Source organism: Austwickia sp. (genome assembly GCA_016699675.1).
GTDB lineage: Bacteria > Actinomycetota > Actinomycetes > Actinomycetales > Dermatophilaceae > Austwickia.
Window position 1 is genome coordinate 1,583,361 of sequence record CP064985.1, and the last position, 26,502, is coordinate 1,609,862.

Below are 26,502 nucleotides of genomic sequence, written 5' to 3' on the forward strand. Positions count from 1 at the left end.
CCGGACCTTGCAGAGCACCACGTGCGACACGGGCCAATCCGTTGTCCAGTCGAGCATCACGTCAGTGAGTGTCGGCTATGAGCCCATGAGACTGCTGCACACGCAGGTGAGGCGTTGAGTCAAGCCGCCTGCGGGTACGTCCCACCTCAATGTGGGTGCTGCGACTCGAGCCCCTTGGCTGGGCACGTCGGCCCGTCGCGCAGCGAAGCGAGCAGTGGGGATCGAGTCCGCGAGCTCCGCGGGTTAGCTTTCCGTAGCCTCGTCGGCGGGCGTGGTGAGCACGCAGAACTCGTTGCCCTCCGGGTCGGCGAGGACCGCCCAGCCGGACTCCGGCGTCCGGCGGTCGTCTACCATCGTGGCGCCCAGCTCGAGGAGGCGATCGACCTCCTCGTCCCGCGTACGGTCCTTCGGACGCAGGCACATGTGCATCCGGTTCTTCACGGTCTTGGGCTCGGGCACCTTGAGGAACAACAGCCAGCGGCCGGCCGGACCCTTTAAGGCCGTCTCCTCGGTCGCCTGCCGCGCAGTCGGGGTCGGCGGTGAAGTCGTCGAGGACCTGATTCCACCAGATCATTTGGGCGTACGGGTCGGCAGCGTCGATGCAGAAGTTCGCCGTCTGGGACGTCATGGGCCCCACTGTGACACCGTCCCCAGCGCGCGTCGACAGGGATAGATGACGAGACCGGCCGCCCTTGACGTATGCGCCATGACGCATATTAGAATTGATGCATGAGTTCTGGAGCGCCCGGGATCCACCCGGATTGGCTCGCCGCGAGCGGGCTGTTCCAGTGCCTGTCAGCACCCCTTCGGATCGGCATCATCGCGTTGCTGGCCGAGCGGCCGCACACCGTCTCCGACCTCGTCGCCGCGCTGGATGCGCCGCAACCGCTGATCTCCCAGCACCTGCGGGTGCTGCGCGAGTCGTGCCTCGTGGACGGCGTACGGACCGGTCGCGTCACGACGTACGCCCTGATGGACGAGCACGTCGCCCACATCGTCCGCGACGGTATCGCCCACGCGGCGGAACACGACCCGCACGTTCCGAGAACCGAGCACAGCAAACCTCGAAAGGATCCGTCATGAGCCACACCCAGGCTGAGCCGCACGCCGATCACACCCACGGGCCCGACTGCGGGCACGAGTCGGTCGTGCACCACGACCACGTCGACTACCTGCACGACGGGCACGCGCACAAGGTGCACGGCGACCACGTCGACGAGTGCGACCAGTGCCGGTGTCCCGACTGCGGCGACCTCTGCGCCACCTGCACCTGCGCGAACTGCACCTGCCCGACGTGCGACCACAACACCTGCCAGTGCGCGAACTGCAGCGACTCCTGCGCGAACTGCACGTGCAGCGACTGCAGCTGCCCGACCTGTCAGCACGCCGCCTGAGCCCGAACGCGACGACGGGGTCCGCCTCCCCTCGGCGAACCCCGTCGTGCGGATGCTCCACTCTCGATCCATCGTTGTGGATGACACTGCGGCATCAGTCGGATCGTTCCCCCGACGCCCGGCCCGCCGCGTCGCAGAGGACATCGCCGCCACCGAGCCCGGCGTTACGCCAGAACCCCGGCTTTCTCGAGAAATGCCCGCATCGTCGCTTTCCCGCGGGGTTCCCGACGCGACCGCGTCCTCAGCCACCCAGGAGCAGCGCGCGCAGCGCCGCCGGGGACTCGACGACCGCCGCGGCGCGCAGCCATTCCCTCGGATCGCCATATCCCCAGGTCACCGCAATCGTCGGTACGGCGTGTGCTGCGGCACCCTCGACGTCGTGGTGCCGATCGCCGACCATGACGGGCCGGGACACGTCGTACCCGGCCTCCCCCAGCGCCCGCAGCGCGGCCCCCACGACGGCCGCCTTCGTGCCGGTGAACTCGTCCGGGGGCGACCCGCACACCACAGCGAAGCACGCGGCCAGGTCGTAGGCCTCGATGACCGGCACCGCGGCGGTCGTCGCCTTCGAGGTGGCCACCGCCAGCGGCACCCCAGCCGCCGACAACTCGCGGACCAGGTCGATCATCCCGTCGTACGCCGGGGTATGGGCGAGCGCCGGGCGCAGCAACTCGCGATACCGCACGATGAGCGCCGGGATCCGCTCCACCGGTAGGCCGATGACCGTGCCGAGGGTTTCCGCGAGCGGCGGCCCGACCACCCGCCGTGCCGTCGCGTCGTCGGGGACGGGCAGTCCGGCCTCGGCGAGGGTGGCGCGCAGGGTTGCCACGATGATCGCGCCGGACTCGCTGATGGTGCCGTCGAGATCGAAGAGAACGACCGACGGCCGATCCGGCAGGTGTGCCGGACCGGGGCCGCCGGTCGTCGATTCCGAGCTGATGGGGCTCAGAGGCCCTTCTCGGTTCAGTGGTTCTCGTCGTCCTTCTTGTCGAACTCCATCGGGTCCACGACGCGGATCTCCTGGTCGGCCACGGACTGGTCGGCCGGCGGGATCAGGTCGGTGTTCTCCGCGGGCACGTCGCTGACCTGGCCCGCGGCGGGAGCGAACGTCGTGGGACCGTCCTCGCCCAGGGCCGTCGTGGTGGTCTCGGCGCCCGTGCCGAAGGTGGACTCGCGGCCGGTGGCCGGCGGCACGTAGGGGTCGGCCAGCGGGCGGGCCCACGGGTCGTCCTGCTCCACCGAGCGCTTGTTGAAGAACCACGCGAGGGCACCGGCGACGCCGAGCAGACCGAGCGTGCCGAGCAGGCCGGACAGGAAGCCTCCCGACTTCTTCTCCTTGGCGACCTTGTCGCCCTTGAGGACGGCGGCGGCGTCGACCGCGCGGTGCGCCGCCTCGGAGTCCCGCGCCTTGGCGATCGCGCCGGACTTGGCCACGGTGCTGGCGGCCACGGCGGTCGTCACCGCCTCGATGATCTTGGGCAGTGTCTCTTCGACGAAGGTGTCCTTCGCCTCCGCCAGGTGGTCGCGGGTGTCCGCCACGCGGGGAAGCACGTCCTGCTCGACCTTGTCGCGGGCCTCGCCCAGCTTCGGGGCGACCGCGGCACCCGCGGCCGCCAGCACCGGCACGGCCGCGGCCTTGGCGCTGTCGAGCTTCGCGCCGCTGCGCGACGAGGCCGCGGCGACCGAATCGGACAGGGCGCTCTTCAGGCCCGCGATCGTGGGGACCGTCGCCTCCTTGGTCTCGACCGTAGGAACGGTGACCTTCTGCGTCTTGCGCTCGAGCACGGCTTCTCCTCGGGTTATTGCGGGGTTGGCGCTCTCTTCTGTGCTCATCCTGCCGCTACCCATGCCGCCTCTGCCAACCCGGGGTCCGACAGGGGACGCAAATCACCCATGGCGGGCGTGCTCGGGGGCCTCTCGGGGGGCGTGGAAGGATGGCCGCATGAACGTGACCCTGCACACCACCCACGGCGACATCGCCATCACCCTGTTCCTCGAGGCCGCGCCGAAGACGGTCGACAACTTCGTCGGTCTGGCCAAGGGCGCCAAGGACTACCGGGACGACGCCGGGCGGACCAACCCGACCCCCTTCTACGACGGCCTCACCTTCCACCGGATCATCCCCGGATTCATGATCCAGGGCGGCTGCCCCCTCGGCGAGGGCATCGGCGGCCCGGGCTACGCCTTCGACGACGAGATCAGCCCCGACAAGGACTTCACCAAGCCCTACATGCTCGCCATGGCCAACGCCGGCAAGCGCGGCGGCAAGGGCACCAACGGCAGCCAGTTCTTCATCACGGTGGGACCGACCACCTGGCTGCAGGGCAAGCACACGATCTTCGGCGAGGTGGCCGACCAGGCCAGCCGGGACGTGGTGGACAAGATCGCCGCCGTGCGCACCGGCGGCGGCGACAAGCCGGTCGAGCCCGTGACCATCGACAAGGTCACCGTCACGGAGTGAGCACGCCACGACGCCCGACGCCTCCCGGCACGCCCGGGGGGCGTGGTGCGTTCACACCCCGGGACGCGCGCGCCGGACGCGCCCCACGAGCGCAAGGAGTGTCATGACGACGCCGTACGGTCAGGCCAATCCCGCTGCGGGACCGACCTGCCCGCGGCACCCGGAGGTCCTCACCTATGTCTCGTGCCAACGCTGCGGACGGCCCACCTGCCCGGCCTGCCAGGTGCCCGCAGCCGTCGGCGTGCACTGCGTGGACTGCGCCTCGCAGGCGCGCCGGGAACGTCCCGCGGCGGTGCGACGCGCGCAGGCGGCCGCCGACCCGCCGTACGTCACCTATGCCTTCACGGCGCTGATCGCGCTGGTGTACGTCGTGCAGCTGGCCGTCCCCGGTGTGACCACCCGGCTGGCGCTGGTCCCGGAGCTGGCGTGGACCGAGCCGTGGCGCCTGGTGACCGGCGCGCTGGTCCACGACCCGACGTTCCCCCTGCACCTCATCGGCAACGCCCTGATGATCGTGCTCCTGGGTCGGGTGCTGGAGTCCGCCCTGGGGCACGTGCGGTACGCCGTGGTCGGCCTGCTCTCCGCGCTCGGCGGGTCGGTGGCCGTGCTGTGGATGAGCTCCCCGCCGGAGCAGGTGCTCGCCGGCCCCGACGACTGGTTCACCCCGGTGGTGGGCAGCTCGACCATCGCGTACGGCCTGATGTGCGCCCTGCTCGTGCTCGAGGCCCGGCACCGCGGCAACGTGCGGGGCATCGCGACCCTGCTGGCGCTCAACGTGGCCTTCTCGCTGATCATCCCCCAGGTGTCGTGGCAGGGACACCTGGGCGGGGCGCTCGCCGGGCTGGCGGCCAGCGCTGCGCTGACGGTCGGCCGGCGCAGCACCCGCCCGGCGTGGGCGGGTGCCGTCGGCGCCGTGGGCCTCCTGCTGGTCGTCGTGGCGGTGGTCGGCCGGTACGCACTGGTGCCCACCTGGTGGGGCGGCTTCGGCGGCTAGTGAGTCGGTCGTCCTGAGTTATCCACAGCCGTCCCAACATTCACCCTGGTCGACGTCTTATCCACAGGATTCTCCACAGTTGGGGATGAATCACACGGCTGTAATCACAGCCTTGTCAACAGGTGTGGATAGCGCGCCCGCTCGTCAGCGCCAGTTCGTGGTCATCAGGAAGCCGCCGATGAGCAGGGCAGCCCCGACGCCGAGGTTCCAGTTGCCGAGGGAGCCCACCGGAAAGCGGCCCTGGCTCAGGTAGAAGATCACGATCCACAGCAGCCCCAGCAGCATGAGCGTGACGAAGGTGGGGGCGTACCAGGCGGGACTTGCATCCTTGGGTCGCGCCTTCGAGGCGACGGGCCGACGCACGCTGGTGGGCGTGGACTTGGCCGGCTTGCGGGCCGGACGGGGCTCGGTCACGACGTACTCCTGCTGCTCAACAAGCACATGGGCCCAGCGACGCTGGGCGAGTTCGCTTCTTAGCCTAAGGGGCCGTCGGCGGGCGGCCGACCTCGCCACGCGCCCGGCGCCGCGCGCCCGACCCCCTGCCCGGCGCCGTTGCCGTAACGAATTACCCTGGAAGACAAGAGGATCAGCCCGAGGAGGGACTCGTGACGACGGACGCTGGGGCCACGGCGGCGCGCAGTCACGAGCCGGCGGGTGCGAGCGCCGCCCCTCGGCGGCCCCTCTGGTCCCGGATCGTCGGTGGACTCGGCGAGGTGCTGCTCACCCTCGGCGCCTTCCTGTTGCTCTTCGTCGCGTGGCAGGTCTGGTGGGTCACCCGGGAGGCCACGAGCGCCGCGGCGGCGACGGTCGACCAGCTGCAGCGCCAATTCGCGACCCCCCCCAGCGCGACCGCCCCGCGCGTGCCGGGCGGGCCGACCGCCACCGCGCTGCGCACCGATGACATCCCCGCGGGCGAGGCGTTCGGCCTGATCACCGTCCCGCGGTTCGGCAACGGTCCGCAGCCGCTGATCCAGGGCACGTCGGTGGCCCAGCTGGACCGGGGCGTCGGGCACGACCCCGGTTCGGCGCTTCCGGGCCAGGTGGGCAACTTCGCCACCGCCGGCCACCGGGACACCTACTCCCACCCGTACAACCTCATCGACACCCTCCGCGCCGGCGACGCCATCGTCGCCGAGGTCGAGGACGGGTGGGCCGTCTACCGCGTGGAGCGGCACCACATCGTCGAGCCCACCAGGGTCCAGGTCTACGCGCCCGTCCCGGACCAGCCCGGCGTCCAGCCCACCGAGGCATGGATGACGCTGATCGCGTGCGAGCCGCACTGGACGGCCCAGCGCCGCTGGGTCGTCCACGCCAAGCTCGAGAATTGGGTGCCGCGCACCGCCGAGGCGCCGACCGTGGCGACCGCGCCGCAGGTCAGTCGCGCGCTGCAGCCGCCACCGGGCGCCCCCGGGGCGTCCTGATGTACGCCGCGCTCTGGCGCCTCCTGCCCGGCCCGGCGCCCGTGCGAGTGCTGTGCTGCCTCGCCCTGGCCGCGGGCGTCGTCGTCGCGTGTTTTCTGTGGGTCTTCCCGTGGATCGCCGGGCACCTGCCGGTCAACGACCCGACCGTGGGGGGCCTGTGGACCCGGTCCCCCGATTCCGTGACCGCCGTCCTCGCCGGCCTGACCACGTGTGGCGGCGGCGCCCTCGTCTGAGACCATGCCTGGGTGAGCAGGATCCTCGTCGTCGACAACTTCGACAGCTTCGTCTACACGATCGTCGGCTACTGCCAACAGTTGGGTGCCGAGTGCGACGTACGCCGTACGGACACCATCGCCGCCCGTGAGGCGGCCGACTACGACGGCGTACTGGTCAGCCCCGGCCCGGGGACCCCCGAACGGGCGGGGGTCAGCGTCGACATCATCCGGGCCTGCGGCGAGGCCGGCGTGCCGATGCTCGGGGTCTGCCTCGGCCACCAGGCGTTGGGCGTCGCCTTCGGGGCGACGGTCGACCGGGCCCCCGAGCTGCTGCACGGCAAGACCTCGCGGGTGCACCACGAGGAGGCGGGCGTGTTCGCGGGGCTGAGGAATCCGCTGACCGCCACGCGCTACCACTCGCTGGCCATCCGCCCGGACACCCTGCCCGCGGAGCTGGTGGTCACCGCGCGCACGGAGTCGGGGGTCATCATGGGCGTCGCGCATCGCTACGCGCCGCTGCACGGCGTGCAGTTCCACCCCGAGAGCGTGCTCACCGAGGGTGGCCATCGCCTGCTCGCGAACTGGCTGGTCGAGTGCGGGATCGAGGACGCCGTACGACGGGCGGCGCCGCTCAGTCCCCTCGTCGGCGCGGCGGCCACCCAAGCGGCGGCGACGCTGCGCGGCTGACCCGCGACCGGCCGCCACTCCTCCGGCAGCCGCTACTCGGCCTGGGCGCCCGGGGCCGTCGTGGGTGCGCCGGTCGTCGGCGTGGTCGGCCGCGGCGTGGGCGGCGGTGGGGTGTAGGTGCGGGTGACGGTGACCGTCGGGATGGGGCCGCGGATGACCTTGCCCTTGACCTCTGAGCCCTGGTTCACCGCCACGCCCACGAAGTCCAGGCTGGTCACGGTGCCCGGCGCACCGCTGCCGTCGACGTACTCCGGGGTGAACTTCAGGGTGATCTTGCGCAGGCTGTCCCGGACCACGTCCTCGGTCTTGCCGCGCAGGTCGGGGACGACGACCTTGCCGTTGCTCACGAGGATCTTGACCGAGGACCCCTCCGTCACCGTGGTTCCCGCCTTGGGCTCGGTGCCGACGACGGTGTCCTGGCCGTATTCGAAGCTCTCGACCCGCTCGATCGTGTATTTGAGGTTCTGATCCGTCAGCGTCGACTCGACGACCATGAGCTGATAGCCCGCGAACTGCTGCAACTGCACGTTGCCCGGCCCGCTCGACACGTCCAGCCGCACCCGGCTGCCCGCGGCCGCCTGGGCGCCGCCCTCGGGGTTCTGCCGCACGACGGTGTCCTTGGCGGCGCGGTTCGCGACGTACCGCACGTCCGCCGCGAGCCCGAGGCCGGTGAGCTGGTCCTGCGCCTCCTGGAGGGTCTTGGTCCGGACGTCGGGGACGGTGACGCCCCCGACGTCGACGATCTTGCCCTGCGCCAGCAGGATCGACAGGACCGTGACGACGACGATGCCGAGCAGCCCGAGCAGGCCGATCTGCACCTTGCGGCGCCGGGTCGGCGCCGCGCGCACCACGACGGGCAAGGTGTCGGTATGCCCGTCCTGGGCCGCCGGGACGATCCGGGTGCTGCCATCGGCGTCGGCTCCCGCGCCCCCCGCGGCCCTGGCACCCGCCGCGCGCGCCGCCCCGGGTGCGTCGGTGGCCGTGGCGGCGGCGTCGGAGGTGAGCGTTTCCGCAGGTTCGGGGGTCTCGGGCGGCAGGGTCGCCAGGGCGGCCTCGCTCGGCGGCCGCCCCGCGACCAGGGCCTCCAGGTCGGCGGCGAACTGCCCCGCGGCCGGGTACCGGTCCGCCGGGGCCTTCGCCAGCGCGTGCAGGACGACCGCGTCGACCTCCCGGCTCAGGCTGCCGTTGTACGTCGAGGGCGGCTGGGGGCTCTGGCCCACGTGCTGATAGGCGATCGCGAGCGGGCTGTCCCCCGTGAAGGGCGGCCGGCCGGTCAGCAGCTCATACAGGACGCAGCCGGCGGCGTACACATCGGCCCGCGCGTCGATCGTCTGGCCCTGGGCCTGCTCGGGAGAGAGGTATTGCGCGGTCCCCACCACCACCGAGGTGTTGGTCATCGTCGCGGCGGAGTCGGCGATCGCGCGGGCTATCCCGAAGTCGGTGAGCTTGACCTTCCCGTCGTCGGTGACCATGACGTTCGCCGGCTTGATGTCCCGGTGGACCAGGCCGTTCGTGTGGCTGTACGCCAGCGCCCGCAGCGTCGCCGCGACCACCCGGCAGGCCTCCTTCTGCGGCAACGGGCCGCCCGCCTCGTGCAACAGCTCGCGCAGCGTCCGGCCGTGCACCCGCTCCATGACGATGAACGGGACGGCGATGCTCGCGCCGCCGAGCTCGACGGCCACGTCCTCGCCGGAGTCGTAGACGGCGACGATGCTGGGGTGGTTCAAGCCGGCCGCGGACTGCGCCTCGCGCCGGAAGCGCTGCAGGAACGAGGGGTCCCGCGCCAGGTCGGAGCGGAGCACCTTGACGGCCACCTCGCGGCCGAGACGGGTATCCCAGCCGGCGTGCACCTCGGCCATGCCGCCGCGCCCGATGAGTTCGCCCACCTGGTAGCGGCCGACGAGCACGCGCTCGTTGATCGGCACACTGCGTTGGGTGGTGGACTCCTCCACGCGATCCTCTCCCTGGATCAGGTCTGGCACGGGTAAGACGGGCCGGGACGTCGCGGGCGGGGCGGCCCGAGACGCCGAGCGGTCAGGGCTTCTTGGTCGTCGGGGTCACGGTCGGGGGGCTCGGCGCCGACGGGGTGCTCGGGGGGGCGCTGGGCTCCTGGGTCTCAGTCGGCGGCGGTCCGTTGCTGATCCGCAGGGTGATCGGCTGGTCGAACGGGACGACGCCACTGGGGTTGACCGCGAGGACGGTGCCCGCGGGCTTGTCGTTGTCGACCATGTCGTAGGTGAACTTCGTGTAGCCCAGCCGCTTGAGGGCGTTCTCCACGTTGGCGCGCGGACTGCCCACGTAGATCGTCGGATCGATGCTGTCCGCCGACTTCGTCGTGGTCGTGGTGGTCGTCGTGGTGGTGCTGGTGGTCGACGTCGTCTTCGACGTGACCGTGGGGACGCTGCTGGTGGGGCTGTTCTTCGGGGTGTCGTTGCCGATGACGCCGGTCATCCGCAAGATGGCGAACAGCGCCAGCAGCGCGAGCACCGCGAAGACGGCCCACAGCCAGGGGATGGTCTTGCGGGGCTCGTCCGGCCGGGTGGCGCCGGCCGCCACGACCGCGGTGCGCTGGGACTGGGCGTACGCCGTGGGGTCGGCCAGCTTGGCCGTCGCGGCCGGGTCGGCCATCACGCGGGTGGGGTCGAAACCGGCCGGCACCGCGGCCGCCGCGGCCGCCGGGCCGCCGCGCATCGCCGCGGCGAGGGCCGCCGCGCTGGCCGGCCGCTGCGCCGGGTCCTTGGCGAGGCAACTCGCGACCACGGTGGCCATCGCCGAGGGCACCGAGCCGGGCAGCGCGGGGGGTGCCTTGTGGACGTGCGCCATCGCCGTGGCGAACGGGGCGCCCTCGTCGAACGGGCGGTTCCCGGTCAGCAGCTCGTAGGCCACCACCCCGAGCGAGTAGATGTCGGAGGCGCGGGTCACCGGCTTGCCCATCGCCTGCTCCGGCGAGATGTACTGTGCCGTGCCCATCACCTCTCCCGTGCGCGTCAACGGGGAGGCGTCCTTCGCGCGCGCGATGCCGAAGTCGGTGAGCTTCACGACCCCGTCGGGGCGCACCAGGATGTTGGCGGGCTTGACGTCGCGGTGCACAACGCCGGCCTCGTGGGCGGCCTGCAGGGCGTCCGCGCACTGACCGATGATCATGGCGGTCCGCCGCGGCGACTGGGGACCCTCGCGCCGGATGATCTGCGACAGCGGCTCGCCCTCGACGTACTCCATGACCAGCCACGACGTGCCGGCACCGGCCGCGTCTTCCTTGCCGTAGTCGTACACGGTGGCGATGTTGTGGTGCCCGAGCAGGGCGGTGTGCCGCGCCTCCTCGCGGAAGCGCTCGACGAAGCCCGGCTGCTCGGCGAGATTGGGCGACAGGAGCTTGATCGCGACCGTGCGCCCGAGGACCTTGTCGGAGGCCTTCCAGACCTCGCCCATGCCGCCGTACGCGATCCGGTCGATGAGCGTGTAACGGTTGCCGTACACGCTGCCGGGCTCGATGCTCATCGGTTCATCACTGCCTTCATGACTTCCTGGGCGAGGGGTGCGGCGTCGAACGAGGCGCCGGGCCCTGGTGCGCTCAGCCCCCCGTTCTCCACGAGGACGGCGACCGCGACCTTGGGGTCGTCGGCCGGGGCGAACGAGATGAACCAGGCGTGCGGGGCCAGCGGGTTCCCCGCGGCGTCCTGGCCGTGTTCGGCGGTCCCCGACTTCGCGGCGACCTGCATGCCCGGGATGCGGGCAGCGCGGCCGGTGCCCTGGCCGGACTCGGTCACCTGGACCATCATCCGGGTCAACGCGGACGCCTGGTCGGGGGACAGCGCGCGGGACAGCTCGGTGGGCTTGGCCGTGTCCACCACGTCGAGGCCCGAGCCGCGGGTCTGCTTGACGAGGTAGGGCCGCATCACCGACCCGCCGTTCGCGACGCCGGCGGCGACCATGGCCATCTGCAGGGGCGTGACCTGCACGTCCTGCTGGCCGATCGAGGTGTAGGCCACCTTCGGCGGGTTGTCCATGGGGCCCGTCGCGGAGGGCGTCACCTTCAGCGGCACCTCGAGCTCCTTGCCGAACCCGAACCGGGCGGCCTCGTCCTTGATCGACTGCGCCCCCAGGTCCAGCCCGAGCTGCGCGAAGGCTGTGTTGCACGACATGGCCAGGGCCTCGGTGAGGGTGACCGTGCCGCCGCCGCACGGGCCGTTCCAGTCGTTGGGCAGGGTGTGCGAGGTCTGCGGGATCGGAAGCCGGGCCACGCCGGTGAGCCGGGAGTTCTCGGTCCGTCCGGCCCGCAGCGCGGCGGCGGCGAGCACGACCTTGAACGTCGAGCCGGCCGGGTAGAGGTCGCCGGCGATCGCCCGGTTGACCATGGGCTTGGCGCCATCGGCGGAATAGCTCTTCCAGGCCTTCTGGGCGGCGGTGGCGTCCACGGTGGAGATGGCGTTCGGGTCGTACTGCGGGTGGCTGACCATGGCGAGGATCGCCCCGGTCTTGGGGTCGAGCGCGACGATCGCGCCGCGCCTGTTCCCCAGGGCCTTGTCGGCGGCCTGCTGGGTGCGCGCGTCGATCGTGAGGTCGAGGTTCACCCCGGTGGGCCGCTTGCCGGTGAGGAGGTCACCGAGCCGGCGGTAGAACAGCGCGTCCGAGGAGCCGGAGAGCAGTTCGTTCTCGGCCAGTTCCAGGCCGCCCGCGCCGTACGACAGGGAGAACCAGCCGGTGAGGTGCCCGTAGAGGGGACCCTGCGGGTAGTTCCGGACGTACTTGACCGACTCCCCGCTGGGCGCCTTCTCGGACCGGGCCACCTGGGTCTGGTCGACGAGGATGGCGCCGCGCTCCTGCTCGTACGACGAGAGCAGGGTGCGACTGTTGCCCTCGGCGTCGCGCAGCGACTTGGCGTCGGCGAACTGCACCCACGACCCGAAGATCAGCAGGAGCCCGAACATCGCGGCGACCAGCACCGACAGCCGGCGGATAGGCGCGTTCACGGGGCGCTCACCACGCTCGTCGGGGCCTCCGCCGCGGGCGGGAGCTGGTTGGGGTCGGGCACGGGTCGGCGGGCGTGGTCGCTGATCCGCAGCAGGATCGCCACGATGGTCCAGTTGGCCAGCAGCGAGGAGCCACCGGCGGACAGGAAGGGGGTGGTCAAGCCCGTCAACGGGATGACCCGCAGCACGCCCCCGACGATGGTGAAGACCTGCAGCGCCATCGTGAACGCCAGGCCGGTCGCGAGCAGCTTGCCGAACCCGTCGCGGGTGCCCAGCGCCGTGCGCAGCCCCCGCTCGACGAGGAGGGCGTAGAGGATCAGGATCGCGAAGGCGCCGACCAGGCCGAGCTCCTCGCCGAGGCTGGCGAAGATGAAGTCGCTGTCGGCCAGCGGGGTGATCTGCGGGCGGCCCTGCCCCAGCCCGGTCCCGAGCATGCCGCCGGCGCCGAGGCCCATGAGCCCCTGCCGGAGCTGATAGCTCTGGTCCCAGTACTCGCTCGACCAGGGGTCCAGCCAGATGTGCACGCGGCGCTGCAGGTGGGCGAACAGCAGGTACGCCACGAACGCCGCCCCGCAGAACAGGCTCATGCCGATGGCGATCCAACTCTTGCGCTCGGTCGCGACGTACAGCATGGCCACGAACAGCCCGAAGAACAGCAGCGAGGTGCCGAGGTCGCTCTCGAACACGAGGACCGCGACGCCCAGCGCCCAGGCGACCAGGATCGGCCCGAGGTCGCGGCCCCGGGGCAGCCGGAAGCCCGCGATCTCGCGGCCGGCGAGCGAGAGGGCGTCGCGGGCCTGGATGAGGTAGCCCGCGAAGAACACCGTAAGCAGGATCTTCGCGATCTCGCCCGGCTGGAACGACAGGGGGCCGAGCTCGATCCAGATCCGCGCCCCGCCCTTCTCCTTGCCGAGCACGGGTAGCAGCGGCAGGAGCAACGCGACGAGACCGACCAGCATGAACGTGTAGGTGTAGCGCCGCAGGATCCGATGATCCCGCAAAGCCACGAGCACCAACGCGGCGACGACCATCGACAGGCCCGCCCACATGATCTGCCGGGGGGCCGTCGCGCCCTCGCCGCCCACGGCCACGTCGAGGCGGTGGATCATCACGATCCCGAGCCCGTTGAGCAGGGTGGCGATCGGCAGCATGAGGGGGTCGGCGTACGCCGCCCGCCAGCGCAGCACCGCGTGGAAGCCCAGCGCGAACGCCAGCAGCCAGGCGCCCTGCGTGACGAGATCGACCGGCACCTGACCGGTCGTCGCGAGGCCGACGTTGAGGTAGGCGATCAGGACCAGGCCCACCGCGAAGAGCAGCAGCAGGAGCTCGACATTGCGGCGGGTGCCGGTGCGAAAGACGCTGACGGTCGTCATGGCGCCCCCCCGCAGGTGGCGCTCGGCCCGAGGGACCGGCACGCCTCGGCGGCGGTGCGCATCTCGTCGACCTTGGCGCGGGCCTCGTCCAGGCTGCCGGTGCGGATCTGGCCGTCGAGCCGGCCGCGCCACATCTCGGGTAGTTCAGCGACCTGCAGGTCGGTCGGGGTCTCGACGCTCGAGAGCTGCACGGGTCCCAGCGTCTGCGGCACGCCGCGATAGATCGCCACGGTGCCGCCCTGGTCACCGACGTAGTACTGGGTGCGGGTCCACTGCCACCCGGCGTACGCCGCCGCCAGCATCGCCGCGAGCAGCACCAGGATCACCGCGAGCATCCGCAGCCACCGGCGCCCAGGTCGGCCCTCGTCCTCCTCGTCGTCCTCCGGGGTCGTCGCCCCGGTGGCCGCCCGGGCCAGCGCGGCGGCCTTCTCGGCCGGGCTGGCCCCGCTGATCCCGGAGGCCTGCCGTTCGGCGGCCGCCCCGACGATGACGGGCTGGGTGGCGCTCGCGCGGGCGGTGGGGACGATGTCGCCGATGACGCAGGTGACGTTGTCGGGCGCGCCGCTGCGCATGGCGAGGTCGACCAGCCGGCGGGTCGTCTCGGCGGGTCCCAGCCCCATGCGCACGACCTCGGCGATCGTGTCGAAGGCGACATAATCCGAGAGGCCGTCGGAGCAGATCAGGTAGCGGTCGCCGATGCGCGGCTCGCGCATCGCCAGGTCCGGCTCGTCGTCCTCGGAGCCGGTGAGCACCCGGGTCACCAGGGAGCGCTGCGGGTGGTGCTCGGCCTCCTCCGCCGAGATGCGGCCCGAGTCGACGAGGGTCTGGACGAAGCTGTGGTCCTTCGTGATCTGCGTGAAGTCCGTGCCGCGCAGCAGGTAGGCGCGGCTGTCCCCGATGTGCACCAGGGCCAGCCCGTGCGAGCCGGCCTTCATCAGCGCCGTGAGCGTCGTGCCCATCCCGCCCAGCTCGGGGTTGGCGTCGACCTCGTGGGCCAGGGAGGCGTTCGCCTCGGCGATGGCGTCGGCGAGGATGTCCAGCGCGTCGTCGCTGCCGTGGCTGTCCCCGTCCAGCGGCGCCAGGCGGCCGACCACCAGGGAAGATGCGACGTTGCCGCCGGCATGACCGCCCATCCCGTCCGCGATGGCGAGCAGGTGCGGCCCGGCGTAGCCGGAGTCCTCATTGCGCGACCGCACCAGCCCCACGTCGGTGCGCGCCGCATAGTCCAGGGCGAAGGTCATCCGGTTACCGCCGCAGCTCCAGCACCGTCTGGCCGATCTGCAGCCTGCTGCCGTCCCGGACGGCCACCGGCTCCGCCAGGCGATGCCCGCCGACGAACGTGCCGTTGGTTGAGGTCAGGTCCTCCACGAACCACTGTCCGTCCTGCTCGAAGATGCGGGCGTGGCGGCCGGAGGCGAAGTCGTCGTCGAGCACCAGGCTGCACTCGGGGTTGCGGCCGAGCAGGATCCCCGCCGGGCGCAGCGGGACGCTAGTGCCCTTGAGCGGCCCCTCGACGACCACGAGCTGACGCAGTCCTCGGCCGCGGCGGTCCCGCGTGCTCGGGACGTTCGAGGTCGGGCGCACGCGGGCGCGGCCGTCCGCCCCGCGCCGGACGATCCGCGTGCCGTAGAGGTCGCTGCGGATCACCCCCACGATGCTGAACACGAAGAGCCAGAGCAGCACGAGCAGGCCGAGCCGTACGGCGGTCAGGGTGAGCTCGCTCAACGGGCGCTCACCTCCGGCCGGCGCGGATCAGCAGGCTGGTGCGCCCCATGGTCAGCCGGTCGCCCTCGGCCACCCGGCGGGTGGTGACGCGGTCGCCGTTGACGAAGGTGCCATTGGTCGAGCCGAGGTCGCGCACCGTGATGGCGAAGTGGGGGCCGTCGTGCGTCACGCGGATCTCGGCGTGCCGGCGACTGATGCCCGCATCCTCCAGCGTGATGTCGGCGCTTGGGTCCCGGCCCAGCACGGTCAGCGCCCCGAGCAGCGGGTAGTGGTCGCCGTCGCACTCCAGCCACGGCCGGTCCGCCGGGTCCTCCAGCGGCATCGGGGCCGCCGGAGGGACGCCGGGTTGCGGCTCGGGCCGGGCCAGCTGGGCGGGTTGGGCCGGCTCCTCGGCGGGGATGGCGTGCGCCGGTGCGGCGTACGGCGGTGCGACGGGCGCGGCGTACGGCGGTGCCTCAGCGGGCGCGGCCGATCCGGCCGGTACGTCGGGGCCGGTGACCCGGTCGGGCGCGGGCATCATGGCGACGGCCGGCGGGGCGGCTGCCGGACCGTCGACGGGCTGCTCGGCGACGGACGGCGCGCTGACGGAGGGCGCGCCGACAGGCGGCTCGGGGACCGGCGGTCGCCCGGCCCGGGCCGCGGCGGCGGTGCTGGCGAGCGAGCCGGCCGCGGCGCTCGCGGCATGGCTGGCCAGTCCGGCGGCGCCCTGGGCGGGCGCCTCGGCTTCGGAGGTGCGGAACGGGTGCGCCCGGCGCAATTCCTCGGCGTGCTCGACGCGGCGGCGGTCGGCGGCCCCCCGCTCATCGGGCTCCGCGGCGGGGATGCGCTTCGCGGTCGCGGGGCGGACCCGGAACACGCCCGTCTCGAGGTCTTCCCGGGAGCGGAAGTCGATGTGGAACGGCCCGCCGGGGACATAGCGCTGTTGTTCCGCGTGTTCCTGCACGCTCGCGACGAGCTCGTCGGCCAGGAGTTCGGTGTAGCTGGTGAGGCGCTCGTAGTCCGTCGGGGACAGGTCGATCACGAACAGGTTGGGCACGATCGTGCGGCCCTTGCCGACGACGGCGGCCCGGTCGTCCATCGCGCGGCGCATGGCGGAGGCGATCTCGACAGGCTGCACCTCGGCCCGGAACGCGCGGGCGAACGCGCCGTTGACGGCGCTTTCGAGCTTGCGTTCGACTCGGTCGAACAGCCCCACGACGGCCTCCTCCCGCACGGTGCGGCTCCCAGCGTATCGGGCAGCCCTGGCAGCGAGCTGGACCCGCGCGGAGCGGCGGCCGCGCAACGTGGCAGGACGGGCCCGACAGACACCGCAGCGCCGCCGCGGCGGCACCACCGCGCCGCCCCGGCGGCACCACCGCGCCGTCCCTCGCCGATCGCCCCTTCGCCGCCCGTCTCGCCGCCCCTTCGCCGCTCGTGTCGCCGCCCCGATGGCCGCCCACGCGCGGGCGCCTTCCGAAGGCTTCCCTCTGACCAGGCGGGTTGTATCTCGCCAGACTTGGACGGACGTCATGGACGGCTGCATACTGCGGGCGTACGAGGGGTATCTACTCGGTGTTCAGACGCGCCACCAGCCCGGGCGCGCTCGTCCTCGGGGGAAGACGACATCAACGACGGAGGTTCTTGATGGATGGACTGACCTGGGCGTTGCTCGCCGCAGCGGTAGTGGCCCTCGTGGTCCTGGTTCTTGCGGTCCGGAAGTCTCGGCGCGCCGGCGTCGAACGCGCCCGCCACGAGGCCGCGCAGCTGCGCGAGAGCGCGCGGGACTCCGAGTGGGAGGCCCGCGAACGCGCCGCACACGCGGCACAGGCCGAGGCGGAGGCCCGCCGGGTGCGCGCCGAGGCCGACGAGCGAGCCGCGCGAGCGGAGAGCGCTGAGGTGCAGGCGCAGCGCTTGGCCCGAGAGCGGGACGAGGCCAACGCCGCCCACGAGCAGCGGCTGCGGGAGGCCGACCGCCTCGATCCGGACGTACCCACGGACCGGGACGGAAATCGGCTGACTCCGGACGGCAGCGGCCATGACGACCAAGCCGACCACGCCGGCCACCGCCCAGCGGTTCCGGACGCGAGGGGCCCGTCGTACGACGAGCGGCACCGCGCGCACTGGCAGGACGGTCGCCCCGACGCGGCACCCGAGGAGCCCGCGGACACCGCGCCCGATGCCCGGCAGTGGATCGAGCAGCGCCACCCTCGCCGCCCGGAGGACCGCGAGTCCTGACGGAGGTCTCTCCCGGCCACGTCGCGAAAGCCCGCCAGATCGGGCCCGCCGACCCCGGCCGACCACGGAGGGCACCTCGGCCCCCGGCTCGGGCGGCCCCGTCGGCGCCACGATTGCGCCACCGTTCACCGCAGCGCCATGCGGACGCCGTCCGGTGGTCCGATGCTCTTGTCATGACGGAGCCGAACTCTGCCGATAGACAACAGGATTCGCCCACGGCCCGGCGCGCGGAGCACCGGGCGTACCGCCCGGCCGAGAGTCGGGGCGCCCGGGCGCCGCGGCCGCCGCAGGGTCCGACGGAACGGGTCGGCGGCGCGGGCTACGCGGTGGACTTCCTTTCCGTGCGGGTGCCGACGCCCACGCTGGCGCCGGACCTGCGCGGCGACGTCGTCCGGGCAGGGGGCGCGGACGTCATCGACTACACCCACTTCTCGGTGTGCCTGTCCCGTCGCCGCCGCCTGGCGCGGTGGGTGGCCTGGAACGTCGACGGCGCCGCCGGAGTGGACCTTGCGCGGACGGGCCTGCGGTTCCGGCTGGACCCGCGCGTTCCGGCCGACTGTCAGGTCGGCGACGAGCTGTACGCCGACAACCGGATCGACCGTGGCCACCTGGCCCGCCGGCGCGACCTGTGTTGGGGCAGCCGCGCCGAGGCCCAGCGCGCGAACGCGGACTCGTTCTTCTTCACCAACATCACCCCGCAGGTCGACGACTTCAACCAGTCCCGCCGCTCCGGCGTGTGGGGCCTGCTGGAGGACGCGCTCTTCGAGGCGGTGGCCGTGGAGCAGCGCCGGATCAGCGTCTTCGCCGGACCGGTGCTCGCCGACACGGACGTGGCCTACCGCGGCGTGCAGTTGCCGCGGGAGCACTGGAAGGTCATCTGCTACGTCGACGCCGGTGCCCTGGAGGCGCGGGCCTTCCTGCTCAGCCAGGGACTGGACCACCTGGAGGGCATCGACCTGTCCCGGTTCCGCACCTACCAGGTGGCGCTGTCCCTCCTGACGGCCCGCACCGGGGTCCGCTTCGACCCTGCCCTGGTCGAGCGGGCCGAGTCGGCGCTGCCCCCGGGTTCGCCCGCCGTGGAGGTGCGCCGGGCGGCGGACATCCGCTGGTGACGTCGCGCGGCACGGGCCTCAGTCGCCCCGCGGCACGACGTACGGCGTCGCGGCGACCACCGCCGCGACCGGCACCGGACCGCCGTACACGTGCGGGAACAGCTCCCCTCCCGCTCCCGCGGGCAGCGTGGGGTCGGCGGGTTCGAGGCGGACGACGAGCCCGTACGTCGTGAGGGCGGCCTCGTCGAGCTCCAGCAGCACGAGCGGTTCGGTGACGTCGGCATAGAAGCGGCGGGCCACCCCGTCGGCCTGGCGCCGATCGGTGCTGCCGTGCAGGTAGCCCACCTGCTCGATCGTCGCCCCTCGCGTCGAGACGGGATAACTCCCCCGCTGGCGGGCGGCGTCCCAATCCGAGCTGAGAGCGAGGTGATAGACGGTCATGTCGGGGATGATCGCACCCCGCGCCGGGGGGCACACTGGGGGGATGCGCGTGTGGATCGACGAGTGGCAGCAGAGCTGTTGCGGCGACGCGCTGGCGCAGGGCGACGAGACGACCCTGCACCTCCGCCCCGCCGATGTGCCCTGGTTCGAGGGGGTGTTCGGGGGGGCGTTCGTGCGCGGCCTGGCTGGTTGCGACGAGACGCATCAGATGACGGAGGTCGAACGGATCGTGGAGGGCCGGGTCCGGAGCATTCACGCGGCGTCGTGTGCGTACGAGGAATCCACGGACGGCACGGGCGCCGTCCCGGTGCGGGGCAGCGGCGAGTTCCACCGCATCCCCGCCATCGACGGAGCGTTTCGGCCGCTGGGTGGCAAGGAACTCGTCGGCTACGTCGTCGAGCTCGCGGGGGCCCACGACCGGCGGTGAGTGCAGCAGGGGCGGACGAGCGGGTCTACTCGCGAGTATCTCGGTAAAACCGCAGGTGAGCGCCTGCTTAGCGAGTGTCGCGTCTCACGATACGAGCCAGTCAACAAAACCTCTGACCTGCGCTAACTTCATGACCGCGGGGTAGGGTACCCATTACCAGGAGGTAAGGCTTTCCTTACGACGCAACGTGTTTGACCCTTGAGTCATGTTCACGCTCGAAGACATCGACCTCTCCGCCGAGCTGGAGTTCTTCCGGATCAACGGCACCGACGTTCTGCACGCGTTCGAGATCGACGGCGACTCGGCTCCCGAGTCCGACGCCCGTCTCCACCCGGCCGACTACTTCATCGCCGGAGTCTGATCGCGCCGAAACTTCCGGGTGGCCCGGTCCAGTTGCCGCAACGGCAGTGGCGACCACCCGTGTCCCGGCTCCGGCCGTCCCCTGTAGCGTCACTCGCCCACCGACCGCCTGCGAGGGCGGAGTGCCTCGGCACTCCGCCCTCGTTGCGTGCGCGCCCGCCTGGTGCTCTCCGTGAGACTCACGCCGGCGCTCAGCCCTGCGCAGAGCCGTTCCCTTGCGGGTGCGCTGGCCCGTGCGCGCGCCGACCGCGCCCGCGGCGCCGGCCGAGGGCCAGGCACGCCAGGCCGACCACGAGCCAGGTGGTGAGGACGGCGAGCGGCGCGCCCAGGGAGGCGTCGGGGAAGTACGACTCCAGGCGCAGTGCCGTCGCCGACGCCCCGGGCACGAGCCCTTGGCCGACGTCGCCCCAGGGGGCGGGCAGGAATTCGCGGGGCAGCTGCGCCCCCGCCAGGGGGAACCCGAACGGCGTCGTCACCAGCGCCGCAAGGACGATGCCGGGCATGCCGAGCAGCGCATGGGCCCCGGCGACGAATGCGGCGGTGGCGGCCACGGCGAGCGTGGCGAGGCCCCATTCCGCCCAGAACGAGCCCGTAAGCAGCCCGAACCACGGGTTGAGGACGAGCGCCCAGGCCAGCCCGGCGAGCGCGGCCGCGGCGATGAGCCCGACCAGTGCCGGGGTCCGACCCTGCACCCGGAGCGCGACCAGCGTCCCCACGACCAGGCCCCCGATGCCGAGCGGCAGGGCCAGCATGCCGATGCCGGCTCCGCGCGGATCGGTGCTGGCCAACGGTACGACGTCGCTGGTGCGGACCCGCACGGTGACCCCAGGCGCGGGCGCCGCGGGCAGCTGACTGCTCGCCAGGGCCAGGGCCTGGGCCACGGCCGGCGCGGCGGCCGAGGCCGTGAGGACCTCGACGTCGACGGCCATGCCGGCGGGCGCCCCCGGTGCCGGGCCGCCGCCGGGCGCCCCGGGGGTTCCGGACGCCCCTGGAGTTCCGGACGCCCCTGGAGTTCCGGACGCTCCGGACGTCCCCGGCGCAGGAGAGCCGGCCGGGGTCGCGGGGGTCACGACGATCCCGCCGTACGCCGCGCGCTCCCGGATGCTGCGGATCGCCGCCTCGCGGTCGGCGACCTGCGTCGTCCGGAACGGTGCGCCGGCGTCGCGGAGCTGGCGTTCGACGAGTTGCGTCGCCTGCGGCGGGCCCGCGAGGACCAGCGGCAGGTCGGTGGCGGTCGCGGCGCGCACCGGCCAGAGGAAGAGCGTCGCCAGGATCGTGACGATGGCGGCCGCGGCCAGGCTCACCACGACGGTGCTGCGGCAGGCGGCCCGCACTCCGATCGGCACCCCCGCGGACTCGGGGGTGGGCCGGGTGGAGCGGGCGCTCGGGTGCTCGGCCGACGGGTCGGCCTCGGTGTGCTGCGCCGGACGAAGAGATGTCCGCATGGCCAGTCCCTCTCAAAAAAAGAACGCTCGTTTTCTTACGCCTTGAGCCTCCTCCGCCGCCGCTTCATTGTCAAGAACGAACGTTCTTTTTGGTTGGTGCGTATCCTGGCGGGATGCCGGTCGTCACCGAGGAGCACCGCGCGGCGCAACGCGCCCGAATCCACGCCGCCGCGTTCGAGGTATTGCGTACCAAGGGCCTCAGCGGGATGGCCATGTCGGACATCATGGCCGCCTCGGGGATGTCGGCCGGGGCCATCTACGGGTACTTCAAGGGCAAGGACGACCTGGTCTACTCCCTGGCCGAGACGACGATCGGCGGTCGGGTGGATGCCCTGCGGCAGGCGGCCGATGACCGTCCCGTCCCGCCACCCGAGGAGGCCTTCCGGCGGCTCTTCGACGGGCTCCAGCCGGGCCTGGTGGCCGACGGGCTCATCCTGCAGATCTGGGCCGAGGCGGTCACCCACCCCCGGATCCGGGTGCTGGCCCAGCGGGGGCTGGGTGACTTCTACGAGGCCACCGGCGCCTATGTGGCGGCGTGGCTGTCCCACGAGCGGGGGGTTGCGGAGGCCGACGCCCGCCGCCGGGGCCGCACGTGCGCGCCCGCGATGGTGGCCCTCGCGCAGGGCTTCATCGTCCAGGGGAGCGTGCTCGACGACTTCGTCGCCGACACCTATCTCTCCGCGATTCGCGCCCTGGCCGAGGCCTTGGTCAGCGGGTCAGTCGGCTGAGCGGGCGACCTCCGCCTCGCCGCCGTGCACGGCCAGGTCGATGAGTTCGTGCCAGAGCGAGACCTTGGTGCGCTCGCGTCCATAGCCCTCACCGCGGCCGCGCTCGGCCGCGTCGATCCGCTGCCAGTCCTCCAGGGTCGTGGGGGTGAACCCGCGGGCGCGCATGAGTTCGTGGGCGTCGAGCAGGTGCGGGCGCGGCGGCGCCTCGGCGAGGTCGTCCAGGAGGTGACCGACGGTCTCGGCGGCGTCCGACTTGTTGGTGCCGACCACCCCGATGGGACCGCGCTTGATCCAGCCGGTCGCGTACTCCTGCGGGCAGGGTTCGCCGTCCTCGGTCAGGACGCGCCCCTCGTCGTTCGGGATGACCCCGCGGTTCATGTCGAACGGCACGTCGGGCAGCGGAGTGCCGCGATAGCCGATGGCGCGCAGGACGAGCTGGGCGGGCACCTCGCGGGTGGCACCGGTGCCGACCAGGCGGGAGCCGTCGATGCGGGTCTGTTCCAGCACGACCTGCGTGACGCGCTCGCGGCCGTCGACCTCCGCGGTCATGAGCTCCACCGGCCGGGACCAGAACTCGAAGTGCAGCCGCGCCCGGGGCTGCGGCACCTCGCGTTCGACGGCTGCACGGAGCACCTCGAGGTTCGTCCGGCGGCGACGGTCCAACGTCGCGGTGTCGATCCCCTCGAACGCGCCCGGCGACACCGAGACCTCGACGCCCTCGATGTCGATCAGCTCGCGGAGCTCCTTGGTGGTGAACGCCGCGTACTGCAGGCCGCGCCGGCCCACGACGTACACCTCGTCCACCGTCGAGCGGCGCAGCTCGTCGAGCACGTCCTGCGGCATGTCCGTCCACTCCAGGTCGGTGGCCGGCTTGAGCAGGATCCGCGCGACGTCGACCGCCACGTTGCCGACGCCGATGGCGATCGCGGTGCGGACCCCCGCCAGCTGGAACGGCCGGGCGTCCGGGTGCCCGCCGTACCAGGCGACGAACTCGCGCGCGGAGGTGCTCCCGGCGACCATCTCGCCCGGCACGTGCATCCGCATGTCCTCGGCGGCCCCCGCCGCGTAGATGATCGCGTCGTAGGCGAGGAGCGCCTCGCGGCGGGTCAGCCCCTGGCCGAACTCGACGAACCCGCAGAACCGCACGTTGGCGTGCTCGAAGACCTGCGCCAACGCGTCCGCCACCGACTTGATGCTCTCGTGGTCGGGGGCGACGCCATAGCGCAGCAGTCCGTACGGCGCGGGCAGCCGATCGTAGATGTCGACCTCGACCGGGACCCGATCCTGGGTGGTCAGCGCCTGGGCCGCGAAGAGACCCGCGGGGCCGGCGCCGATGACCGCCACCCGGCGGGTGTCGGGGGCGGCGGCGTGGGTATTCATGACCAGGTTCCCGTCTGCATGATTCGCACCTTGGACGCCCCGTGCGGGCACGTCAAGTCCGCGGGGCGGTGCCCCGTCACGGCCGGCCCGTACGGCGTCGCACGCGGGCATCGAGCTCCCGGAGGCGAGCGACCACGTCGGGATCGGGTGGGGGCGCGTCCGGGGCGACGGCGCGCTGTCCGCGCGGGATCCGAGCGGCGAGGTCGGCGACCTCGGCGCGGTTCAGACCGTGCCGTTCCGCCGCGTCGAGGTTCTGCGGTGCGAGCAGGTCCGGGAGCCGGAACCGGCCACCGGACCCGCGGGCCCGGGGCCCCTCGGCGACCCGCGGACCCCGGCCCGCCGCCCGCAGCCCGGCCGGCTGAAGACCCCGGGAGATCGCTGGGGCCTTAGGTCCGACGTCGCGGGCGACGGGGCCGATGACCTGCGCGTACGCCGCGTGACCTCGCGTCGTCGGGTGGAACGAGGAGTCGACGGGCCAGGACAGCCCGTGCAGCCACGGCTCCGGTCGACACAACTCATGGCCGGCATAGGTGGACCGGACGCTGACGAAGTGCGCCCCGTGCCGGGCCGCCGCGTCGGCCATCAGCCCCGACAGCTCGGCGCCAGCGGCGTTGATCGCCGCCATCTCCGCCGAGCTGAAGAAGGTCAGTGCCTGGCAGTCGACGCCGGCGAAGAGATCCGGGTAGTCGGCGACGACGACGCGGGCGTCGGGGGCCCGATCGCGGATCGCGCGGTACAGCCGGTCGAGCCGGTCGGGCAGCTCCCGGCGGGCGTGGGCCATCGTGGTGCGCAGTGTGCGCAGCCCGTCGGACAGCCACGCCGGCTGGGCGCAGGCGATCAGCACCGGCACGAACCCCGCGTCGTTGCCGCCGACGGTGAGCGTGACGAGGGCGGTGTCGGTCGCCAGCGGGCCGAGCTGCACGAGGAGGACGTTGTCCACCGTGGCGCCGATGAACGCCTGGTAGGCGAGGTCCATCCCCAGGTCGCGGGCCAGCAGGACGGGGAAGCCGCCCTCGCGCCGGATCTGGGTGCCCGCGGTGTCCGATCCGATGCCGGCCGAGAACGAGTCGCCCAGGGCGACGTACGGTGCGCTCACGCGCGCCGCGCGCGGGCGCGACCGCGGCGGCGCGCGCGGCCCCACAGGAGCACGCCCAGGCCCGCGAGCGCCCCCAGGCCACCGATCCCGGCCGCCAGCACGGTGAGGATGACGTCGAGCGTGCCGACCGGACGCCCGACGCGGGCGTCGGCGCCGCCCTCGCACTGGATGGTGTAGTCGCCTCCCTTGGGCGCGGTGAACAGCGACTGCCCGTGCCACAGCACGTCCGAGCCCTGCAGGATCACCGGGCTCGTCGTCTCGACGGACACGGGGGCATCGCGTTCGTCCGTGATCTGGCAGCGCGTCATCCCGCTGCCGCGCTGGGTGTAGAGCATCCGCTGTTCGCCCGCATCGAGGCGGATGTTCACGGGTTTGCCCACCGGGAGCAGCACCGCGTTGGCGATCGTGCGCCCCGACATGTTCCCCAGATGGGTCGCCGCGCCGCCCGCGAGCACGAGGCTGACCAGCAACAGGGCGGCACCGATGGTGGTGAGATGCCGCCACGGTCGGACGGGACGGTGGAACAGCACTTCGTCGTGGTCGGTCAGGTCGTGATCCGCGAGGTCCTGGTCGCGATCGGGCCGGGGGCGGGCCGGCTCATCCGGGGCGGGCTTCGTCATGGATCATCCTGCGGCTCGGGGCGCCTCGGGCGGCTACGACTCCTCCACTCTATCGGCGCCACCCCCGCGCGACGGCGCAGCGGGGTGCCTCCCGCCGCGCGTCACCAGCGGATCATTGCCTCAAGGGCGTGGCTTGCGCGCCTCAGGGGCGTGGCTTGCGCGCCTCAGGGGCGTGGCTTGCGCGCCTCAGGAGCGAGGCTTCCGGAACCGGTCGTACCACTTCGGCTCGACCTCGCCAGGCTCCAGCTCGATCACCTTGACGTCACCGAACGCGCCGTACGCCTCGATCTCGACTCGCGGCGTGCCCGCCGCGGACTCGGTGCGCCGCTGCACCTTCTGGTCTCCGAAGACGAGGCCCCCGCGCAGCTGGACGTCGACGCCCGGCGGCACGATCACCTTGAAGTCCCCGAACATCACGAACGCGCGAATCGCCACGTTCTGCTGCTCGAGGCTGGCCTCGCGGAGATCCAGGATCGTGTCGCCGAACACCGTGAGGCTGCGGGTGCTCTCGGCGACGGTCCACCGGCCGGTCCGCTTGACGTCCCCGAAGACGCACACCAGTGAGCGGTCGTTGGAGGTGCCCCCGACGCGCGCGAGCTGCTGGCCGGGCGTCGCCGACGGCGTCCCGACGACCTGCGGGACGGCGGCGCCCTGCGGCGGGTGCGCCAGCGAGCCGTCCTCGCGGATCACCGGCATGTCGAATCGGGCGGCCCCCCGCTCCGGCTCGTGGGGAAGACGGTCCTGGGGTTCCATAGCCCCCGATGGCTGCGACATGAGCCTCAGGCTAGCCCGAGCGATCCGGTGCCGAACACCCTGCGCGGGAGCCTAAGCGCAGTAGTCGCAGCGGCCCGTGGCCGGCAGCGCGACGAAGCAGGTCGGACAGATCTTGGGCAGCGGCTCGGGGCTGGTCGCGCGGGTGGACGGGGTGGTCTTGGCGGGCCCCGAGCGCGGGGCGGAGTCGGTACGCCGGGTGGGCTTGCTCGCCGGGCGGGTGCTCGCGGCGCGGGCCTGCGCCGGCCGGTGCGTCGGCGGCTGGTGGGTCTCCGGCGTGGCGAATCCCCAGGACTCCGCGAGCGTCACCGCCTCGGGGATCGCCTGGACCAGGGGGCCGTGCGGCACCCGGTAGCGGGCCCGCGCCCCGCCGCGCCAGCTGTCCCGGACGAGCCCCAGGCCCTGGTCGACCCGGAAGTGCTCCCACCGGCCGCCCTCGCCGAGCGTGATCGCGAACAGGTCGGGGCCGGTCCAGAGGCACAGTGCACTGCGGTGGCCCTCGACGCCGTCGGCCTGCACGCCGAGGGGCGCCTCGGCCCCGACCATCACCTCGAGGGCCCCCAGCGTGGGGTCCCCGAACCGACCGATGATCCGCAGGGCGTTCTCGCCGACGATCACGGCGTGGTAGCCGCGCTCTTCGGCGGCCTGAAGCGCGCTCTGCACGGCGGGCGAGCCAGCATTCGTCATGGCTCCTTGATACCAGCCGAGCGTTAACGTCAGCGCACCAC

The 26,502-nt window shown here is 72.6% G+C and carries 29 protein-coding genes and 1 pseudogene; 12 read left to right on the top strand and 18 right to left on the bottom strand.

Annotation, left to right across the window (positions count from 1 at the left end; genetic code table 11):
* Nucleotides 1-243: 243 nt before the first annotated feature.
* Nucleotides 244-561 (bottom strand): VOC family protein, encoded by a 318-nt coding sequence (locus IPK37_07240; GenBank protein ID QQS02732.1) that lies wholly within the window; start codon nucleotides 559-561, stop codon nucleotides 244-246.
* A 168-nt stretch (nucleotides 562-729) separates the two neighbouring features.
* Here IPK37_07240 and IPK37_07245 point away from each other — a divergent pair, with 168 nt between their 5' ends.
* Both IPK37_07245 and IPK37_07250 read left to right on the top strand, forming a co-directional pair.
* Nucleotides 730-1,083 carry a winged helix-turn-helix transcriptional regulator gene (locus tag IPK37_07245; protein ID QQS02132.1) on the top strand — a complete coding sequence of 118 codons (354 nt, stop codon included), beginning with the start codon at nucleotides 730-732 and terminating at the stop codon, nucleotides 1,081-1,083.
* Nucleotides 1,080-1,394, top strand: a complete 315-nt coding sequence (locus IPK37_07250; GenBank protein QQS02133.1) for a hypothetical protein — start codon at nucleotides 1,080-1,082, stop codon at nucleotides 1,392-1,394. Before IPK37_07245 ends, IPK37_07250 begins: the two co-directional genes overlap by 4 nt.
* A gap of 241 nt (nucleotides 1,395-1,635) precedes the next feature.
* Here the strand turns inward: IPK37_07250 and IPK37_07255 are convergent, their stop codons facing one another.
* On the bottom strand, nucleotides 1,636-2,616 hold the full coding sequence (locus IPK37_07255) for an HAD hydrolase-like protein (GenBank protein QQS02134.1): 981 nt from the start codon (nucleotides 2,614-2,616) through the stop codon (nucleotides 1,636-1,638).
* Nucleotides 2,617-3,336: 720 nt separating this feature from the next.
* Between IPK37_07255 and IPK37_07260 the strand changes: the two genes are divergently transcribed.
* Together IPK37_07260 and IPK37_07265 are read left to right on the top strand one after the other, a co-directional pair.
* Entirely contained in the window at nucleotides 3,337-3,855 is a 519-nt protein-coding gene (locus IPK37_07260; protein QQS02135.1) for a peptidylprolyl isomerase, read from the top strand.
* A gap of 103 nt (nucleotides 3,856-3,958) precedes the next feature.
* Nucleotides 3,959-4,849 (top strand): rhomboid family intramembrane serine protease, encoded by an 891-nt coding sequence (locus tag IPK37_07265; GenBank protein QQS02136.1) that lies wholly within the window; start codon nucleotides 3,959-3,961, stop codon nucleotides 4,847-4,849.
* 144 nt (nucleotides 4,850-4,993) lie between these two features.
* Here the strand turns inward: IPK37_07265 and IPK37_07270 are convergent, their stop codons facing one another.
* Entirely contained in the window at nucleotides 4,994-5,263 is a 270-nt protein-coding gene (locus IPK37_07270; GenBank protein QQS02137.1) for a cell division protein CrgA, read from the bottom strand.
* A gap of 191 nt (nucleotides 5,264-5,454) precedes the next feature.
* On the opposite strand from IPK37_07270, the gene IPK37_07275 reads away from it, so the two are divergent.
* The 3 genes from IPK37_07275 to IPK37_07285 are packed head-to-tail and all read left to right on the top strand — an operon-like array spanning nucleotide 5,455 to nucleotide 7,172.
* Nucleotides 5,455-6,270, top strand: coding sequence for a class E sortase (locus tag IPK37_07275; protein ID QQS02138.1), 816 nt, complete (start codon nucleotides 5,455-5,457; stop codon nucleotides 6,268-6,270).
* Nucleotides 6,270-6,503 carry a hypothetical protein gene (locus tag IPK37_07280; GenBank protein QQS03038.1) on the top strand — a complete coding sequence of 78 codons (234 nt, stop codon included), beginning with the start codon at nucleotides 6,270-6,272 and terminating at the stop codon, nucleotides 6,501-6,503. Before IPK37_07275 ends, IPK37_07280 begins: the two co-directional genes overlap by 1 nt.
* 12 nt (nucleotides 6,504-6,515) lie before the next feature.
* A complete protein-coding gene (locus IPK37_07285; protein ID QQS02139.1) occupies nucleotides 6,516-7,172 on the top strand; it encodes an aminodeoxychorismate/anthranilate synthase component II in 657 nt (218 codons plus the stop codon).
* A gap of 32 nt (nucleotides 7,173-7,204) precedes the next feature.
* Here the strand turns inward: IPK37_07285 and pknB are convergent, their stop codons facing one another.
* The 8 genes and pseudogenes from pknB to IPK37_07325 form a co-directional block, all read right to left on the bottom strand.
* Nucleotides 7,205-9,124, bottom strand: a complete 1,920-nt coding sequence (gene pknB, locus IPK37_07290; protein QQS02140.1) for a Stk1 family PASTA domain-containing Ser/Thr kinase — start codon at nucleotides 9,122-9,124, stop codon at nucleotides 7,205-7,207.
* An 82-nt stretch (nucleotides 9,125-9,206) separates the two neighbouring features.
* Nucleotides 9,207-10,670, bottom strand: coding sequence for a serine/threonine-protein kinase (locus IPK37_07295; GenBank protein QQS02141.1), 1,464 nt, complete (start codon nucleotides 10,668-10,670; stop codon nucleotides 9,207-9,209).
* The gene (locus IPK37_07300; GenBank protein ID QQS02142.1) at nucleotides 10,667-12,142 is read right to left on the bottom strand and encodes a penicillin-binding protein 2; all 1,476 of its coding nucleotides are present in this window, start codon (nucleotides 12,140-12,142) and stop codon (nucleotides 10,667-10,669) included. Before IPK37_07300 ends, IPK37_07295 begins: the two co-directional genes overlap by 4 nt.
* Complete coding sequence (locus IPK37_07305; GenBank protein QQS02143.1) at nucleotides 12,139-13,515, bottom strand: FtsW/RodA/SpoVE family cell cycle protein; 1,377 nt, start codon at nucleotides 13,513-13,515, stop codon at nucleotides 12,139-12,141. The genes IPK37_07300 and IPK37_07305 overlap by 4 nt, the downstream gene beginning before the upstream one ends.
* Nucleotides 13,512-14,756, bottom strand: coding sequence for a serine/threonine-protein phosphatase (locus IPK37_07310; GenBank protein ID QQS02144.1), 1,245 nt, complete (start codon nucleotides 14,754-14,756; stop codon nucleotides 13,512-13,514). The genes IPK37_07305 and IPK37_07310 overlap by 4 nt, the downstream gene beginning before the upstream one ends.
* A gap of 4 nt (nucleotides 14,757-14,760) precedes the next feature.
* Nucleotides 14,761-15,240 carry an FHA domain-containing protein gene (locus IPK37_07315; GenBank protein QQS02145.1) on the bottom strand — a complete coding sequence of 160 codons (480 nt, stop codon included), beginning with the start codon at nucleotides 15,238-15,240 and terminating at the stop codon, nucleotides 14,761-14,763.
* Between the two features lie 7 nt (nucleotides 15,241-15,247).
* Entirely contained in the window at nucleotides 15,248-15,760 is a 513-nt protein-coding gene (locus IPK37_07320) for an FHA domain-containing protein (protein ID QQS02733.1), read from the bottom strand.
* Nucleotides 15,761-16,063: 303 nt separating this feature from the next.
* A pseudogene (locus IPK37_07325) lies at nucleotides 16,064-16,435 on the bottom strand (DUF3662 domain-containing protein).
* A gap of 428 nt (nucleotides 16,436-16,863) precedes the next feature.
* Between IPK37_07325 and IPK37_07330 the strand changes: the two are divergent.
* Nucleotides 16,864-17,454 (top strand): hypothetical protein, encoded by a 591-nt coding sequence (locus IPK37_07330; GenBank protein QQS02146.1) that lies wholly within the window; start codon nucleotides 16,864-16,866, stop codon nucleotides 17,452-17,454.
* Nucleotides 17,455-17,627: 173 nt separating this feature from the next.
* Nucleotides 17,628-18,566 (top strand): DNA/RNA non-specific endonuclease, encoded by a 939-nt coding sequence (locus IPK37_07335; GenBank protein QQS02147.1) that lies wholly within the window; start codon nucleotides 17,628-17,630, stop codon nucleotides 18,564-18,566.
* Nucleotides 18,567-18,584: 18 nt separating this feature from the next.
* On the opposite strand, the gene IPK37_07340 is transcribed toward IPK37_07335, so the two are convergent.
* Complete coding sequence (locus tag IPK37_07340) at nucleotides 18,585-18,947, bottom strand: DUF952 domain-containing protein (protein QQS02148.1); 363 nt, start codon at nucleotides 18,945-18,947, stop codon at nucleotides 18,585-18,587.
* Between the two features lie 43 nt (nucleotides 18,948-18,990).
* Between IPK37_07340 and IPK37_07345 the strand changes: the two genes are divergently transcribed.
* Both IPK37_07345 and IPK37_07350 read left to right on the top strand, forming a co-directional pair.
* Nucleotides 18,991-19,374: a hypothetical protein gene (locus IPK37_07345; protein ID QQS02149.1), complete on the top strand. Its 384-nt coding sequence runs from the start codon at nucleotides 18,991-18,993 to the stop codon at nucleotides 19,372-19,374.
* Nucleotides 19,375-19,579: 205 nt separating this feature from the next.
* The gene (locus IPK37_07350; protein QQS02150.1) at nucleotides 19,580-19,735 is read left to right on the top strand and encodes a hypothetical protein; all 156 of its coding nucleotides are present in this window, start codon (nucleotides 19,580-19,582) and stop codon (nucleotides 19,733-19,735) included.
* Nucleotides 19,736-19,925: 190 nt separating this feature from the next.
* Here IPK37_07350 and IPK37_07355 read toward each other — a convergent pair whose 3' ends face one another.
* Nucleotides 19,926-21,179 carry a hypothetical protein gene (locus IPK37_07355; protein ID QQS02151.1) on the bottom strand — a complete coding sequence of 418 codons (1,254 nt, stop codon included), beginning with the start codon at nucleotides 21,177-21,179 and terminating at the stop codon, nucleotides 19,926-19,928.
* A 113-nt stretch (nucleotides 21,180-21,292) separates the two neighbouring features.
* Between IPK37_07355 and IPK37_07360 the strand changes: the two genes are divergently transcribed.
* Entirely contained in the window at nucleotides 21,293-21,907 is a 615-nt protein-coding gene (locus IPK37_07360) for a TetR/AcrR family transcriptional regulator (GenBank protein QQS02152.1), read from the top strand.
* Here IPK37_07360 and IPK37_07365 read toward each other — a convergent pair.
* The 5 genes from IPK37_07365 to IPK37_07385 all read right to left on the bottom strand — a co-directional run bounded on the left by IPK37_07365 (nucleotide 21,896) and on the right by IPK37_07385 (nucleotide 26,461).
* Nucleotides 21,896-23,287 (bottom strand): FAD-dependent oxidoreductase, encoded by a 1,392-nt coding sequence (locus tag IPK37_07365; GenBank protein QQS02153.1) that lies wholly within the window; start codon nucleotides 23,285-23,287, stop codon nucleotides 21,896-21,898. The two genes, IPK37_07360 and IPK37_07365, sit on opposite strands and share 12 nt — an antisense overlap.
* 76 nt (nucleotides 23,288-23,363) lie before the next feature.
* Nucleotides 23,364-24,383, bottom strand: coding sequence for an SGNH/GDSL hydrolase family protein (locus IPK37_07370; GenBank protein QQS02154.1), 1,020 nt, complete (start codon nucleotides 24,381-24,383; stop codon nucleotides 23,364-23,366).
* Complete coding sequence (locus IPK37_07375) at nucleotides 24,380-25,003, bottom strand: hypothetical protein (protein QQS02155.1); 624 nt, start codon at nucleotides 25,001-25,003, stop codon at nucleotides 24,380-24,382. Before IPK37_07375 ends, IPK37_07370 begins: the two co-directional genes overlap by 4 nt.
* A gap of 186 nt (nucleotides 25,004-25,189) precedes the next feature.
* Entirely contained in the window at nucleotides 25,190-25,777 is a 588-nt protein-coding gene (locus IPK37_07380; GenBank protein QQS02156.1) for a hypothetical protein, read from the bottom strand.
* A gap of 51 nt (nucleotides 25,778-25,828) precedes the next feature.
* Complete coding sequence (locus IPK37_07385) at nucleotides 25,829-26,461, bottom strand: hypothetical protein (GenBank protein QQS02157.1); 633 nt, start codon at nucleotides 26,459-26,461, stop codon at nucleotides 25,829-25,831.
* Nucleotides 26,462-26,502 lie beyond the last annotated feature (41 nt).

Excerpts from the sequence above, each read along its gene's own strand:
- IPK37_07340 (QQS02148.1), bottom strand. The coding sequence starts at position 18,947 with ATGACCGTCTATCACCTCGCTCTCAGCTCGGATTGGGACGCCGCCCGC.
- IPK37_07295 (QQS02141.1), bottom strand. The coding sequence starts at position 10,670 with ATGAGCATCGAGCCCGGCAGCGTGTACGGCAACCGTTACACGCTCATC.
- IPK37_07305 (QQS02143.1), bottom strand. The coding sequence starts at position 13,515 with ATGACGACCGTCAGCGTCTTTCGCACCGGCACCCGCCGCAATGTCGAG.
- IPK37_07380 (QQS02156.1), bottom strand. The coding sequence starts at position 25,777 with ATGTCGCAGCCATCGGGGGCTATGGAACCCCAGGACCGTCTTCCCCAC.
- IPK37_07320 (QQS02733.1), bottom strand. The coding sequence starts at position 15,760 with ATGATGCCCGCGCCCGACCGGGTCACCGGCCCCGACGTACCGGCCGGA.
- IPK37_07385 (QQS02157.1), bottom strand. The coding sequence starts at position 26,461 with ATGACGAATGCTGGCTCGCCCGCCGTGCAGAGCGCGCTTCAGGCCGCC.
- IPK37_07265 (QQS02136.1), top strand. The coding sequence starts at position 3,959 with ATGACGACGCCGTACGGTCAGGCCAATCCCGCTGCGGGACCGACCTGC.
- IPK37_07335 (QQS02147.1), top strand. The coding sequence starts at position 17,628 with ATGACGGAGCCGAACTCTGCCGATAGACAACAGGATTCGCCCACGGCC.
- IPK37_07375 (QQS02155.1), bottom strand. The coding sequence starts at position 25,003 with ATGACGAAGCCCGCCCCGGATGAGCCGGCCCGCCCCCGGCCCGATCGC.
- IPK37_07345 (QQS02149.1), top strand. The coding sequence starts at position 18,991 with ATGCGCGTGTGGATCGACGAGTGGCAGCAGAGCTGTTGCGGCGACGCG.
- IPK37_07330 (QQS02146.1), top strand. The coding sequence starts at position 16,864 with ATGGATGGACTGACCTGGGCGTTGCTCGCCGCAGCGGTAGTGGCCCTC.
- IPK37_07365 (QQS02153.1), bottom strand. The coding sequence starts at position 23,287 with ATGAATACCCACGCCGCCGCCCCCGACACCCGCCGGGTGGCGGTCATC.
- IPK37_07280 (QQS03038.1), top strand. The coding sequence starts at position 6,270 with ATGTACGCCGCGCTCTGGCGCCTCCTGCCCGGCCCGGCGCCCGTGCGA.
- IPK37_07350 (QQS02150.1), top strand. The coding sequence starts at position 19,580 with ATGTTCACGCTCGAAGACATCGACCTCTCCGCCGAGCTGGAGTTCTTC.
- IPK37_07355 (QQS02151.1), bottom strand. The coding sequence starts at position 21,179 with ATGCGGACATCTCTTCGTCCGGCGCAGCACACCGAGGCCGACCCGTCG.
- IPK37_07260 (QQS02135.1), top strand. The coding sequence starts at position 3,337 with ATGAACGTGACCCTGCACACCACCCACGGCGACATCGCCATCACCCTG.
- IPK37_07250 (QQS02133.1), top strand. The coding sequence starts at position 1,080 with ATGAGCCACACCCAGGCTGAGCCGCACGCCGATCACACCCACGGGCCC.
- IPK37_07360 (QQS02152.1), top strand. The coding sequence starts at position 21,293 with ATGCCGGTCGTCACCGAGGAGCACCGCGCGGCGCAACGCGCCCGAATC.
- IPK37_07245 (QQS02132.1), top strand. The coding sequence starts at position 730 with ATGAGTTCTGGAGCGCCCGGGATCCACCCGGATTGGCTCGCCGCGAGC.
- IPK37_07310 (QQS02144.1), bottom strand. The coding sequence starts at position 14,756 with ATGACCTTCGCCCTGGACTATGCGGCGCGCACCGACGTGGGGCTGGTG.